The organism is Variovorax sp. W1I1 (assembly GCF_030815625.1).
Lineage (GTDB): Bacteria > Pseudomonadota > Gammaproteobacteria > Burkholderiales > Burkholderiaceae_C > Variovorax > Variovorax paradoxus_C.
Genome location: NZ_JAUSWZ010000001.1, coordinates 3339568 through 3352932, shown reverse-complemented (window position 1 = coordinate 3352932; position 13365 = coordinate 3339568). Strand labels below are relative to the sequence as shown.

Annotated in this window: 14 protein-coding genes; 3 read left to right on the top strand and 11 right to left on the bottom strand. The window is 68.3% G+C overall.

Going from position 1 to position 13365, the window contains the following annotated elements; translation table 11 throughout:
- Positions 1 to 12: 12 nt before the first annotated feature.
- The 6 genes from tcuB to QFZ83_RS15665 all read right to left on the bottom strand — a co-directional run bounded on the left by tcuB (position 13) and on the right by QFZ83_RS15665 (position 6039).
- Positions 13 to 1242: a tricarballylate utilization 4Fe-4S protein TcuB gene (gene tcuB / locus QFZ83_RS15690; protein WP_307507941.1), complete on the bottom strand. Its 1230-nt coding sequence runs from the start codon at positions 1240 to 1242 to the stop codon at positions 13 to 15.
- A complete protein-coding gene (tcuA, locus tag QFZ83_RS15685; RefSeq protein WP_307507940.1) occupies positions 1226 to 2662 on the bottom strand; it encodes an FAD-dependent tricarballylate dehydrogenase TcuA in 1437 nt (478 codons plus the stop codon). Before tcuA ends, tcuB begins: the two co-directional genes overlap by 17 nt.
- 76 nt (positions 2663 to 2738) lie before the next feature.
- Positions 2739 to 3665 (bottom strand): LysR substrate-binding domain-containing protein, encoded by a 927-nt coding sequence (locus tag QFZ83_RS15680; RefSeq protein ID WP_307507939.1) that lies wholly within the window; start codon positions 3663 to 3665, stop codon positions 2739 to 2741.
- A gap of 7 nt (positions 3666 to 3672) precedes the next feature.
- A complete protein-coding gene (locus tag QFZ83_RS15675) occupies positions 3673 to 4551 on the bottom strand; it encodes a bile acid:sodium symporter family protein (protein WP_307507938.1) in 879 nt (292 codons plus the stop codon).
- 105 nt (positions 4552 to 4656) lie between these two features.
- Positions 4657 to 5424 (bottom strand): class II aldolase/adducin family protein, encoded by a 768-nt coding sequence (locus tag QFZ83_RS15670; protein WP_042580147.1) that lies wholly within the window; start codon positions 5422 to 5424, stop codon positions 4657 to 4659.
- 24 nt (positions 5425 to 5448) lie between these two features.
- Complete coding sequence (locus tag QFZ83_RS15665; protein ID WP_013541965.1) at positions 5449 to 6039, bottom strand: HD domain-containing protein; 591 nt, start codon at positions 6037 to 6039, stop codon at positions 5449 to 5451.
- Between the two features lie 138 nt (positions 6040 to 6177).
- Here QFZ83_RS15665 and QFZ83_RS15660 point away from each other — a divergent pair, with 138 nt between their 5' ends.
- Complete coding sequence (locus QFZ83_RS15660; protein ID WP_306876946.1) at positions 6178 to 6900, top strand: Crp/Fnr family transcriptional regulator; 723 nt, start codon at positions 6178 to 6180, stop codon at positions 6898 to 6900.
- 6 nt (positions 6901 to 6906) lie between these two features.
- Here QFZ83_RS15660 and QFZ83_RS15655 read toward each other — a convergent pair whose 3' ends face one another.
- The gene (locus QFZ83_RS15655) at positions 6907 to 8070 is read right to left on the bottom strand and encodes an ABC transporter substrate-binding protein (protein WP_307507937.1); all 1164 of its coding nucleotides are present in this window, start codon (positions 8068 to 8070) and stop codon (positions 6907 to 6909) included.
- Between the two features lie 84 nt (positions 8071 to 8154).
- Here QFZ83_RS15655 and QFZ83_RS15650 point away from each other — a divergent pair, with 84 nt between their 5' ends.
- Positions 8155 to 8616: an energy transducer TonB gene (locus QFZ83_RS15650; RefSeq protein WP_306876944.1), complete on the top strand. Its 462-nt coding sequence runs from the start codon at positions 8155 to 8157 to the stop codon at positions 8614 to 8616.
- A 9-nt stretch (positions 8617 to 8625) separates the two neighbouring features.
- Here the strand turns inward: QFZ83_RS15650 and trmB are convergent, their stop codons facing one another.
- The 4 genes from trmB to QFZ83_RS15630 form a co-directional block, all read right to left on the bottom strand.
- Positions 8626 to 9390 (bottom strand): tRNA (guanosine(46)-N7)-methyltransferase TrmB, encoded by a 765-nt coding sequence (gene trmB, locus QFZ83_RS15645; RefSeq protein WP_307507936.1) that lies wholly within the window; start codon positions 9388 to 9390, stop codon positions 8626 to 8628.
- On the bottom strand, positions 9390 to 10301 hold the full coding sequence (gene gluQRS / locus QFZ83_RS15640; protein ID WP_307507935.1) for a tRNA glutamyl-Q(34) synthetase GluQRS: 912 nt from the start codon (positions 10299 to 10301) through the stop codon (positions 9390 to 9392). The genes trmB and gluQRS overlap by 1 nt, the downstream gene beginning before the upstream one ends.
- Positions 10302 to 10313: 12 nt before the next feature.
- Positions 10314 to 11396, bottom strand: a complete 1083-nt coding sequence (locus tag QFZ83_RS15635; protein WP_307507934.1) for an NAD(P)/FAD-dependent oxidoreductase — start codon at positions 11394 to 11396, stop codon at positions 10314 to 10316.
- Positions 11397 to 11492: 96 nt separating this feature from the next.
- Complete coding sequence (locus QFZ83_RS15630) at positions 11493 to 12446, bottom strand: LysR family transcriptional regulator (protein WP_013541958.1); 954 nt, start codon at positions 12444 to 12446, stop codon at positions 11493 to 11495.
- A 165-nt stretch (positions 12447 to 12611) separates the two neighbouring features.
- Here QFZ83_RS15630 and QFZ83_RS15625 point away from each other — a divergent pair, with 165 nt between their 5' ends.
- On the top strand, positions 12612 to 13313 hold the full coding sequence (locus tag QFZ83_RS15625) for a pirin family protein (protein WP_013541957.1): 702 nt from the start codon (positions 12612 to 12614) through the stop codon (positions 13311 to 13313).
- Positions 13314 to 13365: the final 52 nt, after the last annotated feature.

Sequence of the window (13365 nt, the reverse complement as noted above, 5' to 3'; positions counted from 1 at the left end):
TAGCGGTGAAAGTCAATCGGCGCCGAGCTGCAGGCGGCTGGGCAGGCGTTTCTCGATCGCGAACTTCAGCAGCGCCGCCGAGCGGAAGATGCCGTGCGCGAACTTGCCGTAGGGCAGCGTGAGGAAGAGCGCCATCACCACGCCCAGGTGCACCGCCAGCAGCAGCGCCATGAAGCCCGTGTCGCGCCATGCGAGGAGCGCGAGGCCGGTGATGCTCGTGAGCAGCAGCAGCGCGATGAAGCCTCGGTCCATCGGCCGCTGCGCGACGTCGCCGTGCGCGGCGTTGCGCCGAAGGTTCAGCCACAGGAGGCCGATGGGACCGATCACGAGGCCGATGCCCCCGGCAGTGCCCAGCAGCACCGGCAGGCTGGTGAGCGCATAGGGCGCGTGCAGGCTGAACAGGTAGTGATAGAGCGTCGCCACGCAGGTCGAGGCGAAGCACAGCATGAAGCCGTAGAAGGTGAAGTGGTGGAAGCGCCGGCGCCAGAGCGTGAAGCGGTCGTCCTCGTTGTTGCAGCCTTCGCCGTGGCCGCCGCCCAGGTACTTCAGGCGCAGCGCGTCGTGCGCGGCTTCGGCGCTGGCCGGGCCACGCACGCCGGGCATCGACGGCGCGTTGCCCGGATCGTTCGCGGGCGACACCTCGCGCCAGAAACGCCGCACGCCCATGGCCAGCGCGAACATCACGAAGAGGAACACCGCGCCGAACACCAGCGCGAGGAAGTTGTGCGGAAAGATCGCGTAGAAGTTTCCGGCAAGCGGCTCGTGCAGCAGCGAGCCCGACATCGCGACGGCCAGCACCAGGAACAGCGCGAGCCCGCCCGCGAGGGCCAGCGCGACGGTAAGCCCGGCCTTCTTGTAGAGCGCCCCCATCGCGGGCGGCCAGGCGTAGTCGTGGTACGTCTGCATGCGCACCTGCGCCATCGCCTGCGGCACGTTCACCGCGAACTCGTGCGGCGGTGCGTACTGGCAGGCGTGCAGGCAGGAGCCGCAGTTGTGGCAGAGGTTGGCGAGGTAGTGCGTGTCGGCCTTGCCGAATTCGAGCCGGCGCGTCATGGCGGGGAACGCGGCGCAGAAGCCTTCGCAGTAGCGGCAGGCGTTGCAGATCTGCAGGATGCGCGCGACCTCGCCCTCGCTGGCGGTCAACGGCAGGGCGGGGCGGATGGGAATCACGCGCGACGAAGCGCTGCCGATGCCGTCGGCATCCGCACGGGCGCGTGCGACGAGATCAGTGAGCTGCTGCAAGGGCGGTCTCCGGGGAGTTCTTCGAAAGGTTCTTTGCCGCGCGCGCGGCCTTCGCGGCCTGCGTGCCGGCGATGCGGCCGAAGGCCGTGCCGATGCTCATGCCGACGCCGGCCGTGTAGCCCTTGCCCAGCACGTTGCCGGCCATCATTTCGCCGGCCACGAACAGGTTGGGGCTCGCGCGTCCGCCGAAGCGCACGGCGGCGGTCTCGTCCACCTTCAGGCCGAGGTAGGTGAAGGTGATGCCGGGGCGCACCGGGTAGGCGTAGAAGGGCGCGGTGTCCAGCGGGCGCGCCCAGTGCGTCTTCGCGGGCGCGATGCCTTCGGTGTGGCAGTCGTCGAGCGCGGTGTGGTCGAAGCGGCCGACGCGGCAGGCGGCGTTGTAGTCCTGCACGGTGCGAACGAACGTCGCTTCGTCCAGGCCGATCTTCTGCGCGAGTTCGCCCAGCGTGTTGGCCTGCGTGCCGCTGAACACCGGCGGCATGAATCGGCCGACCGCCTTCTGGTCGATGACCGACCAGGCGATCTGCCCCGGCTGCTGCGCCACGAGCCGGCCCCAGATCGCATAGCGCTTGGGCCAGAAGTCTTCGCCCTCGTCGTAGAAGCGCTGCGCCTCGCGATTGACCACCACGCCGAGCGACACGCAATCGATGCGCGTGCAGATGCCGCCGTCGTACAGCGGCGCGCGCGCATCGATGGCCACCATGTGGCCCTGCGACGGATCGCCGATGCTGTCGGCGCCCGCGGCGATCATGTATTTCAGCAGCACGCCCTGGTTGAAGCGCGTGCCGCGGATGAGGAAGTTGTCGGCCGGCCATTCGCCGCGCTCGTTCTGGCCCCAGGCCTCGCGCAGCCATTCGCGGTTCGATTCGAAGCCGCCCGAGGCGAGCACGCAGCTCCTTGCTTCAATGCGTTCGCCGGCCTCGGTGCGCACGGCCACGAAGCGGTCGCCGTCGAGTTCGACCGAGGCCACGGGCGTGTCGTAGCGGATCTGCACGCCCAGCTTCTCGGCGCTGCGGAAATACGCATTCACCAGCGCCTTGCCGCCGCCCATGAAGAAGGCGTTGGTGCGCGCCACATGCAGCGCACCCGACAGCGGCGGCTGGAAGTGCACGCCGTGGCTGCGCATCCAGTCGCGGCAGCTCGACGAGGCGCGGATCACCAGGCGCGCGAGGTGCTCGTCGGTGAGGCCGCCGGTCACCTTCAAGAGGTCTTGCCAGTACTCCTCTTCAGGGTAGGCATCGATCAGCACGTCCTGCGGCGCGTCGTGCATGCAGCGCAGGTTGCGGGTGTGCTGCGAATTGCCGCCGCGCCACTCCTTGGGCGAGGCTTCCAGCAGCAGCACCGAAGCGCCGGCCTCGCGCGCCATCAGCGCGGCGCATAGCGCGGCATTGCCGCCGCCGACAACCAATACATCTGTCACTCGTGGGTCTCCTTGGAATCAGGAGACTTTAGGGAGCGCGGCCTTCACGCGAAAGGCCTGAACAGGCAACGGGTGTTCAGTTTTCGAGAAGACTCGCGCCTGTCCAGCGACCCTCGCGCACGAGGGCGCGGGCGGTGTCGGCGACCACGACGCGCGCGGCCAGCGCGGCGGGCGAGAGCTCGTCGTCCGACAGGCTCACGAGCAGGTTGCGGCGGCCGACGTGGGCATCGCTGATCTGCGTGAGCTCGAGGTCGTCGCGGTCGTGCCGCGCGGTGGCCGCGCCGGGCTGCACGGTGGCGCCGTAGCCGGCATGCACCGCGTCCATCAGCAGCGCGAGACCGTCGACCTCGGCCACGATGCGCGGCGTGACGCGTGCCCGCAAGAAGGCCGCCATCAGCGTGGCGCGCAGGCCGTGGCTGCCGCTCGGCAGGATCAACGGCACATCGGCCAATTGCGAGAGGCGCACCTTGGTGCCCTTGGGACGTTCGGCCAGCGTGGGCGAGGCGACCACGAAGAGCTTTTCGGCGAGCAGCGGGGTCACGCTCCAGCGCCGCGGCGTGTCGGTCTGGAACAGCACCGCCAGGTCGAGCTGGCGCGCGTGCAGCATCGTCGTGAGGTGGCCCGAGAGCGCCTCGACCATGTGCAGCCGCACCTCGGGGTAGCGCTCCTGCATCGCGCGCATCAGCGGCACGCCCAGCACGGTGGCGGTGGTGGGCGCGAGGCCCACGCTCACGTGGCCCGAGAGGCGCGCCTGCTGCGCCGCGCGCACCGCGTCGTCGGCATGGCGCAAGGTGAGCTGCGCCTGCTGCAGAAAGGCGAGTCCCGCATCGGTGGGCGTGACGCCCGTTGAACTGCGTTGCAGGAGCCGCGTGGCGAGTTCGCTTTCGAGCCGGCTGATCTGCTGGCTCAGCGCCGAGGTGACCACGCCCAGCTCCACGGCCGCGCGGCCCATGCTGCGCAGTTCGCAGACCTTGACGAAGTAGCGCAGTTGCCTCAGTTCCATGCGCGCATCATCGCGCAGGCACAACAGCCGCCTGGCCGCGCCGCAGCAGCAACCATCCGAACAGCGGGGCCGTGATGTACATCACCACCGAGTAGATGGCGGCCGGCAGCGCGAGCGGAAAACTCCCGAGCACGCTCACCGCGATGAAGATGGCGAGCGTGGAGTTGTGGATGCCGATCTCGTAGCTGATGGCGGTGGCGAGCGGCTTGTCCAGGCCCGCGGCGCGGCTCAGGTAGTAGCCCGCGAGCAGGCTCACCAGGTTGAACAGCAGCACCGGAATGCCGATCTCCGCGAAGGTGGCGGTGATGGTCTTCCACTCGTTCGCGATCGCGAGCACCGTGACCACCGCGAGCACCACTGCGCTGAAGATCTTGGTGGGCTTCTCCATGCGCGCCGCGAAGCCGGGCTTGCGCGAGGCCACGAACATGCCGATGGCCACCGGCACCATCACGATCGCGATCACCTCCACCAGCTTGCGCGTCTGCAGCGGCACGACCTGGCCGCTCTGCGCGAAATGGCCGATCGCCCAGTTGGCGATGAGCGGCAGCGTGACGATCGACAGCAGCGTGTTCACCGCAGTGAGCGAGATGTTCATCGCCACGTTCCCGCCGAAGAGGTGCGAGAAGAGGTTCGCCGAAATGCCGCCCGGCGAGGCCGCCAGCAGCATGAGGCCGATCGCGAACACCGGCGAGAGCCCGAAGCCCACGATGATCGCGTAGCAGGCCAGCGGCAGGCCAATGACCTGCAGCAGGAGCGCGATGGTCACCGCCTTGGGGTGCTTGAAGAGCCGCCGGAAGTCGGCCAGCGAGAGCGACAGCCCCAGCCCGAACATCACCAGCGCGAGCGCGCCGAACAGGAACCGGGTCACGATGAGCGTGGTGTCCATGGGGTGTTGTCTCCTCTTTCGTTTTTCTTGAACGAGCTTAAAAAAATGGCTGCCCGCACCCGTCGCGCGGGCGCTGGCAGCCGTGGAAACCGGGGTCGACGCGTCTTATTGTTTGTAGCTGTCGTCGATGCGGTCGAGTTTGCGGATCAGCGAAGGCCAGACGAACATGCCGCCGAGACCGCCGCTCTGCACCTTCATCGCCTGACCCACGCCATCGATGATCCTCGGGTCGACGTGCGTGAGTTCGCTGCCGCCCGATTGCGCGGCGATCTGGATCTGGCAGGTGTTCTCGAAGGTGTACATCGAAAGAAACGCATCGGCAATGGTCTTGCCGCAGGTCAAGAGGCCGTGGTTGCGCAGCATGAGGAAGTTGGCGTGGCCCATGTCGGCCTGCAGGCGCGGCTTCTCGTCGTCGCGGAAGGCCACGCCTTCGTAGTCGTGGTAGGCCAGCGAGGCCAGCACGAAGGTCGATTGCTGGCTGATGGGCAGCACGCCGTTCTTCTGCGCGCTCACCGCGATGCCGGCCTTCGTGTGGGTGTGCAGCACGCACTGGATGTCTTCGCGCGCGGCATGCACCGCGCTGTGGATCACGAAGCCGGCCGGGTTCACCGGGTAGGGCGACTCGATGATCTTGTTGCACTGCTGGTCGACCTTCACCAGGCTCGATGCGGTGATCTCGTCGAACATCAGGCCGTAGGGATTGATGAGGAAGTGATGTTCCGGGCCGGGCACGCGCGCGCTGATGTGCGTGAACACGAGGTCGCTCCAGCCGTAGAGCGCCACGAGCCGGTAGCAGGCGGCGAGGTCGACTCGTAGTTGCCACTCTTCGGCGGAGACGAGCTTCTGGATTTCGGATTGGGAATTTGCGTTCATGGGGATGTGTCCTTTGGGTTCGGTTCAAGCCGTGGCCGGCTCTTTGAGCACGGTCTTGTAGATGCTCTGCTTGGGCTGCGCCATCAACCGGCGCAGCATGGGCTCGAATTCGCTGATCGGCAAGGTCTCGGCCTTGGGATCGAAGGCGGGGTTGTCGTAGAGCGCGCAGAACTCGGCCGTGCGCTCGTAGTGCGGGTGGTCCCTGAAGTTCTCGCGCATGTCGCGGTCGAGGCCGATGTGGTGAAAGAAGTAGTGGCCCTGGAAGATCCCGTGGTGCTGCACCATCCAGTGGTTGGCCTCGCTCACGAAGGGCTTGAGGACGGCGGCCGCGATGTCGGGGTGGTTGAAGCTGCCGAGCGTGTCGCCGACGTCGTGCAACAGCGCGCACACCACGTACTCCTCGTCGCGTCCGTCGCGCAGCGCGCGGGTGGCGGTCTGCAGCGAGTGGGTGTAGCGGTCGACGGGAAAACCGCCGTAGTCGCCTTCGAGGATCTGCAGGTGCTTGATCACGCGCTCCGGCAATCCGCGAGAGAACTGCATGAACTCGCCGCCGATCAGTTGCCAGTCTTCGCGCGTGCTCTCTTGCATGCTCGTGAAACGTGCCCTTGCATTCATCGTGTCGTCTCCGTTGTTCGTCCGTGGGGTGGCGGCCACTGTAGACCTGCACTTGACGCTCAACTGTCAAAAATTTGACAATGCGGGGTGCTCGTAAACCCCTGTCCCCCGGGGGACCTGTCCGTCATTTCTTCTTCGATGCCTCCCTCCACCAAGCTGCGCCTCTCCGCCCCTCACCGTGCCGCGCTGGAGGGCAACCCGTGGTTCACCAGCATGCCGCGCGCGCAGCGCGACGCGCTGGTGGGCGCGGCCGAGCTCATCCACGTGCGGCGCGGGACCATGGTGTTCCGCCAGGGCGATCCGATCCATGCGGCGGGAGGAGGCTTCTACGGGCTCGTGGCGGGCACGATCAAGATCTCGTCGCTGCGCCAGGACGGGCGCGAGGCCATCCTCGCGGTGCTGGAGCCGGGCAACTGGTTCGGCGAGATCACGCTGATCGACGGCTCGCCGCGCACGCACGACGCCACCGCGCTCGAAGCACTCGACCTCCTGGTGGTGCCGCCCGACGCCTTCGCGCGGCAGATGCGCGACGTGGTGTTCTCCAACGCCATCGGCGCGATGCTCGCGGCGCGGGTGCGCATGCTCTACGGTCTCGCGGAAGACGCCACCTTGCGCAGCCTTCGCGCGCGGGTGGCGCACCGGCTGCTGGTGCTCGCGCGCGGCGATGCGACGCAATCGGTGCACCTGCGGCACAGCCTGCAACTGCCGCAAGAGGCGCTGGCCATGATGCTCGGCGTGACGCGCCAGACGCTTTCGAAAGAGCTCAACGCGCTGGCGGGCGAGGGCGTGATTGCGCTGGGCTACGGCCGCATCGAGCTGCTGTCGCTCGATGCGTTGCAGCGGCTGGTCAGCACCGGGTGATGCCGTTCAGCGCAGGACCCGCCCGTCGGCCGAGATGCTGATCAGGTCAATGCTGCGCACGTTGTCGCGCAGCCCGGGGCGCAGGTTGATGCGAAAGCCGCCGACGTCGTAGTCGGTCATCGCGGTCATGGTGCGCTGCAGCGTCGCGGTGTTGAAGCCGCGGCCCGCGCGGCGCACCGCTTCGCCCACGGCCTTGGCGGCGATGAAGCCCTCGAGGCCTTCGTACGACGCGGTCTGGTCGGAGTTGTCGACCGCCGCGAGGTACTCCTTGACGATCGGAATGGCCGAGGGCCGCGGCGAGGGCACGACCTGCGAAATGACGATGCCGCCGATGTCCTTGCCCAACTCCGCGTAGAGCGGGTCGATGCCCACGATCGAGAAGGCCATGAAGTTGCCCGTGTAGCCGCTCTTGCGCAGCTTGCGGATGGCGCTGGCGGTGGTGCCCGAGAGCGACACCAGCACGATCGCCTGGGGCGACTGCTTCTGCACGTCTTTCAGCGCGGCATCGAGCTTGTCGCCGCCCGCAGGCACCAGCGCGCTCGCGACCAGCGGCGTGAGCTTGAGTTCGGCGATGGCCTGTTGCACGGCGGCCAGGCCGGCACGGCCCATGGCGTCGTCGTCGCCCACGAGCGCCACGCGCGTCTGCCCCACGGTGGCGCACTGGCGCACGATCTTGAGAGCCTCGTCGATCATGCCGGGCCGCACGTGGAACACATTGGGGTGATCGGCGCTGCGCAGGTTGTCGGAGGCCGCGAACGGCGCAAAGAGCAGGCTGCCCTGTTGCGTGGCGACGTTCGCGCCGGCCTCGCTGCTGGCGGTGCCGACGAAGCCGAAGAGCAGGTCGGCTTTCTGGGCGCCGAGCAGGGTGCGCGCGTTGGCGGTGGCGCGCGCGGCGTCGTAGCCGTCGTCGAGTTGCACGAGTTTCAATTGCAGCCCGGTGGTGGCGTTGCGCGTGTTGAAGTCGCTCACCGCGAGCCGGCTGCCCGCCGCGAAGGCGCTGCCGATCTCGGAGGCGCCGCCCGTCAATGGCACCGATTGCCCGAGCAGCACGACGCGCGCTGCGCCGCCCGTGCGCGTCTGCGCCGAGACCCCGTGGGTCATGCCGATACCGCCTCCCAGCAGCAGCGCGCCATACGCCTTGCCCAGCCATTCCCTGCGTGACGTGTTCATCTGGACACCCTTTGCTTACAGTAGTAAAAAAGTGTAGCAATATCGAGGCCAAGGCGATAGGCGGGGCTGCTACAGAATTCCCTTATGAAACTTGCTTTTCTCTGGGGTGGTGTGGGGTTGTGCGTGGCACTCGCAGGATGCACTGTGCCGCCGCGCGATGTGGTGGAAATCGCGCAGCCCGTTCCGGCACCGTCGCCGGACGCCGCGCCGGAGCCGCCGCCCATGGTCATCAGTGCGCCGCCGACCGCAGCCACGCGGCCCCAGGCGCCCGCCATCGAGAAGGATCCGGTGATCCGCCAGCGGCGCCTGCCCGACTATCCGACCGCGCTGGCGAACGAGGGCGTGGAAGGCCAGGTGATCGCCGTCTTCTACGTGGGTGAAGCAGGCGTGCCCGAAGACGTGCGCATCGAACGCTCGCCGCATCCGCTGCTGTCGAAGGCGGTGACCGATGCGCTCAAGGGATGGCGCTTCGATCCGGCACGATCGGCGGACGGCCGCCCGGTGCGCACCCGGATGCGGCTGCCGTTCCGCTTCCAGGCCGAGTAGCCGAGGGCTTCAGGCGCGTTCGAACACCAGGTCCCACACGCCGTGGCCCAGCTTGATGCCGCGGTTCTCGAACTTGGTGAGCGGCCGGTATTCCGGCTTCGGCGCATAGGCCTCGGCCGTGTTGCGCAGGAGCGGTTCGGCCGACAGCACCTCGAGCATCTGCTCGGCGTAGGGCTGCCAGTCGGTGGCGCAATGGATGTAGCCGCCGGGGCGCAGGTGCTGCGCGAGCTTGGTCACGAATTCGGGCTGGATCAGCCGGCGCTTGTTGTGGCGCTTCTTGTGCCACGGGTCGGGAAAGAACACATGCACGCCGGCCAGCGTGCCGGGCTGCAGCATGTGGTCGAGCACGTCGACCGCGTCGTGCGCGCAGATGCGGATGTTCGGGATCGACTGCTCGCCGATGCGCTTGAGCAGGGCGCCGACGCCGGGCTCGTGCACCTCGCAGCAGAAGAAATTGGTCTCGGGCCGCACCGTGGCGATGTGCGCGGTGGCCTCGCCCATGCCGAAGCCGATCTCCAGCACCGTGGGCGCAGCGCGGCCGCCGAAAGCCGCCGTCAGGTCGAGCGGCTCGGGCGTGTAGGGGATGAGGAACAGCGGGCCCAGCTCGGAGAAGGCCCGCGCCTGGCCATCGGTCGTGCGGCCGGCGCGCTTCACGAAGCTCTTGAGGCGGCGGTGCAGCGGGTGCGGCTTGTTGTTGTCGTTGTCGCCGGCACTGTCGTCTGTGCTGTCGTCGCTGGGCGGAAGGTCGTGGGGCACGGTGTCGGGAAAGGTCATTACGGCCGCGAATTGTAGAGAGCGCGCCATTCGGGTACCCAGCCGGCCAGCGCGGCCGCACAGGATGCGGCCGTGGCGGGGCCGAGGCCGAGCACGCGCGCGGCCGTGTCGAGCGCGGCCAGCGCGGCTTCTGGCGTCGCGGTGTCGATGGGCGTTGCGCCGTTCTGTTTGGAGAGCTTGTCGCCATCGGCGCCGCGCACCAGCGGCGTGTGCAGATAGCTCGGGGTCGGCAGGCCGAGTGCGCGCTGCAGCAGGATCTGGCGCGCGGTGTTGTCGGCCAGGTCCTCGCCGCGCACCACGTCGGTCACGCCCTGTTCGGCGTCGTCGACGACCACGGCGAGCTGATAGGCCCAGGGGCCATCGGCGCGGCGCAGCACGAAGTCGCCGACCTCGCGGCTGACGTCCTGGTGCTGCGCGCCCAGGCGCCGGTCGGTCCAGCGCAGTTCGCCCGGCTGTGCCGATTCGAACTTTTCAGTGGCAAAGCGCCAGGCCCGCGCGGGCTTGCCATGCAGGCCGTCGCGGCAGGTGCCGGGGTACACGCGCTCGCCATGCCGTTCGTGCCGGTGGCCGAGCCGGGCGAGCGCGGTGTCGATGTCCTTGCGCGAACAGCCGCAGGGGTAGGCAAGGCCGAGGGCCTGCAACCGCTGCAGCGCCGCATCGTAGAGCGCCGTGCGCTGCGTCTGCCACACGGGCGTTTCGTCGGGCAGCAGATGGCAATCGGCGAGCTGCCGCAGCATGTGCTCGCCCATACCGGGCAGGCAGCGCTCGGTGTCGGCGTCTTCGATGCGGATCAGCCAGCGCGCCTGCGGGCCGCGCGCACGCACGTCGAGCCAGCTTGCGAGGGCGGCCACCAGCGAGCCGGCGTGCAGTGGGCCGGTGGGCGAGGGCGCGAAACGGCCGGTCTCACGCATCCCGCAGAAGTGTCAGATGACTGCGAGCGCCAGCGACAGGCCCGAGAGGAACGCGTCTTCCACCCGGTGCCCCGTGCACCAGTCACCGGCCACGCCGATGCGGGCCTTGGCGTCCCAGAGGTGGGTCTTGCCCACGGGCACCTGCGTCTGCGCTTCGGTCCAGCAGCGCGTCTGCGCATGCGAGGGCACGGCGTGGATGCCGGTGATTTCGGCGAAGGCGCGCAGGAGCTTGGCTTCGACGCGCGGTGCGTCGTCGCGCAGATGTTCCTGCGACCAGGTGGCGCTGGCCTGCAGCGTCCAGCGCTCGATGCGTTCGCGGCCGGGCTTGGACGATTCGCGCGCGAGCCATGCCACGCGGTGGTGGGTGCTGCGCGCCGCATTCCACTGCGGGCCGAGATGCGACATGTTGGCCTGGTTGGCCTGGGGGAACGCGATCATCAGCGTCCAGCAGGGCGCGATGCGCACCGGCTCGATCTTCTGGCTGATGGCGGCGGAAAGCTTGCCGTCGCCCAGCAGCGCGCGGGTGCGCGAGGGCGGCACGGCGAGCAGCACGGCGTCGAAGCCCGAGTACACATGCTGCGAATCGTCTTCGCCCGCGGTGCGCAGTTGCCAGCGCTTGGGGTCGAGCGCATCGGGCTCGATCTGCGTGACCTGCGTGTTCGTGATGAGGTTGCCGCCCAGCGGCGCGGCCCAGTAGGCGACCAGCGCGTCCATGCCGGGCTGCGCGACCCAGTGCGACTCGCGGCCCGGCAATGCCGCTTCGGCCACGCGGCCGTGGGCGTCGAGCACGCGCACGAGGTTGGCGCTCCAGGGGCGGCAGAGGCTGGGCGTGGCTTCGAGTGCCAGCGCAAAGCGCGGATCGCGCACGGTGAAGTACTGCGCGCCGCTGTCGAAGCGGCCGAAGGTCGTGTCGATGCTCGCCATGCGGCCACCGGGTGCGGCTTCGCGTTCGAACAGCGTGACCTTGTGGCCCGCCTGCACCAGCGTGCGTGCAGCGGCTACCCCGGCGATGCCGGCGCCGACGACGGCGTAGTGGCGGGGGGTGGAAGGTGTTCGGTGGCGGTCGGCTTGCTTTGCAGTTGCACGAGTGGTCATGGCGGACTCTTTTCTTTTGACAGGGAGACGATGAATGTGTCCGCACTCTACCTCGGTCTGCGAGGGCGGCAGGAGGACTGACCCTTAGGTGTTTCCTCAGCGTCCCCGATGCCGCTCGAGCAGCGCGCGCCGCGTGGCCTCGTGCTCGAACTGCGCGAGCCACCATTCGAGCGCACGCCCCGGCCCGCCCGCGCTGCGCACGCGCCATGCGCAATGCATGGTGCCCAGCGGCGGCGTGCGCTCGGTCTTGCGCTCGATGAGGTGGCCCGCCTCGATGTAAGGCCGCGCCATCGGCTCGGGCAGGAAGCCGCCGCCCAGCCCGTGCAGTTGCGCGGCCAGCTTGAACTGCATGCTCGGCACGGTGAGCACGTCCTGCCCGCCGACGAGATTCACCGTCATGCTCGGCCCGCTGCGCACCGAGTCGGCTGCCGCGACCGCGCGATATTGGCGCAGCACTTCATCGGTCAGCGGCTCGGGCAGGCGCGCGAGCGGATGGTGCGGCGCCACGGCGTACACGAAGCACAGTTCGCCGATGGGCCGGCTGCGGATGCCGGTGGCCGTGAAGGCGAGGCTCGCGGCATCGAGCACCGCGCCGATGGCGAGATCGGCCTCGCCGCTGGTCAGCGCCTCGATGGTGCCAAGCAGCGTTTCGTCGCGCAGCTTGAGCCGCGTGGGCGGCTCTAGCGCGAAGAAGGCGGTGGCCAGGTCGAGCAGCGGATCGCGCGCGATGACGCTGTCGACCGCGATGGTCAGCATCGGTTCCCAGCCCGTGGCCACGCGCTTCACGCGATTGGCCACCGCGTCGATCTCGTTCAGGAGGCGCGCCGATTCGCGCAGCAACTCCGCGCCGGCCTCCGTGATGCGGGCCTGGCGCGCGCTGCGGTCGAACAGCAGCACGTCGAGCGCGTCCTCGATCTGGCGCACCCGGTAGCTCAGCGCGCTCGGCACGAGGTTGAGCGCGCGTGCCGCGCCGGCGAAGCTGCCGGTGTTGGCCACGGTCTGCAGCATGGCAAGCGCGTCGGGGGTCAGTACGTCTCTGGCGCTGGGCATGGCGGCTCCATCGATTGATCAAAAAATTTGAATGATGCCATCAAAACCCGACGCTTTTCTCTCGGGGGCACGGGCCTAAAGTTCTTCACATCCGCTGCGCATCCGGCGCGGCATACGAAGAAGGCCAGAACATCCCCACGGGGAACGGCCAAAAGGAGTTTGACGATGTTGCAAGTCCGTAAATCACAGGAACGCGGTTATGCCGACCATGGCTGGCTGCGCTCGTTCCACAGCTTTTCCTTCGCCGGTTACTACGACCCGGCCCACATGGGCTTCGGCAACCTGCGGGTGATCAACGAAGACCGCGTGGCGGCGGGCGCCGGCTTCGGCACCCACGGCCACAAGGACATGGAAATCATCAGCTACGTGCTCTCGGGCGAACTGGCGCACAAGGACAGCATGGGGAACATCGAATCCATTCCGCCGGGCGACGTCCAGCGCATGAGCGCCGGCCGCGGCGTGATGCACAGCGAGTTCAACCACAAGAAGGACGAGACCACGCACTTCCTGCAGATCTGGATCGAGCCCAATGTGCGCGGCATCGCACCCGGCTACGAGCAGAAGCAGTTCAGCGACGCCGAGAAGCGCGGCAAGCTGCGCCTGGTGGCTTCGCCCGACGGCAGCGAGGGTTCGGTGAAGGTGAATGCCGATGCGCGTCTCTTCGCCGGACTGCTCGACGGTGAAGAGAAGGCCAGCCTGGCGCTCGACCCGGCGCGCAAGAGCTACGTGCACCTGGTGCGCGGCGAACTCGAAGTGAACGGCCAGAAACTCGTGGGCGGCGACGCCGCGATGCTCGAAGGCGAATCGCAATTGACACTGGGCGCCGGCAAGGACGCTGAAGTGCTGGTGTTCGACCTGACTGCTTGATCCACCGCCGGGCGCCTGTCGCCCGGCTTTTTGTTTTCCCCTGTCCCGTTTC

Excerpts from the sequence above, each read along its gene's own strand:
- QFZ83_RS15680 (WP_307507939.1), bottom strand. The coding sequence starts at position 3,665 with ATGGAACTGAGGCAACTGCGCTACTTCGTCAAGGTCTGCGAACTGCGC.
- QFZ83_RS15675 (WP_307507938.1), bottom strand. The coding sequence starts at position 4,551 with ATGGACACCACGCTCATCGTGACCCGGTTCCTGTTCGGCGCGCTCGCG.
- QFZ83_RS15670 (WP_042580147.1), bottom strand. The coding sequence starts at position 5,424 with ATGAACGCAAATTCCCAATCCGAAATCCAGAAGCTCGTCTCCGCCGAA.
- QFZ83_RS15665 (WP_013541965.1), bottom strand. The coding sequence starts at position 6,039 with ATGAATGCAAGGGCACGTTTCACGAGCATGCAAGAGAGCACGCGCGAA.
- QFZ83_RS15660 (WP_306876946.1), top strand. The coding sequence starts at position 6,178 with ATGCCTCCCTCCACCAAGCTGCGCCTCTCCGCCCCTCACCGTGCCGCG.
- QFZ83_RS15655 (WP_307507937.1), bottom strand. The coding sequence starts at position 8,070 with ATGAACACGTCACGCAGGGAATGGCTGGGCAAGGCGTATGGCGCGCTG.
- QFZ83_RS15650 (WP_306876944.1), top strand. The coding sequence starts at position 8,155 with ATGAAACTTGCTTTTCTCTGGGGTGGTGTGGGGTTGTGCGTGGCACTC.
- trmB (WP_307507936.1), bottom strand. The coding sequence starts at position 9,390 with ATGACCTTTCCCGACACCGTGCCCCACGACCTTCCGCCCAGCGACGAC.
- gluQRS (WP_307507935.1), bottom strand. The coding sequence starts at position 10,301 with ATGCGTGAGACCGGCCGTTTCGCGCCCTCGCCCACCGGCCCACTGCAC.
- QFZ83_RS15635 (WP_307507934.1), bottom strand. The coding sequence starts at position 11,396 with ATGACCACTCGTGCAACTGCAAAGCAAGCCGACCGCCACCGAACACCT.
- QFZ83_RS15630 (WP_013541958.1), bottom strand. The coding sequence starts at position 12,446 with ATGCCCAGCGCCAGAGACGTACTGACCCCCGACGCGCTTGCCATGCTG.
- QFZ83_RS15625 (WP_013541957.1), top strand. The coding sequence starts at position 12,612 with ATGTTGCAAGTCCGTAAATCACAGGAACGCGGTTATGCCGACCATGGC.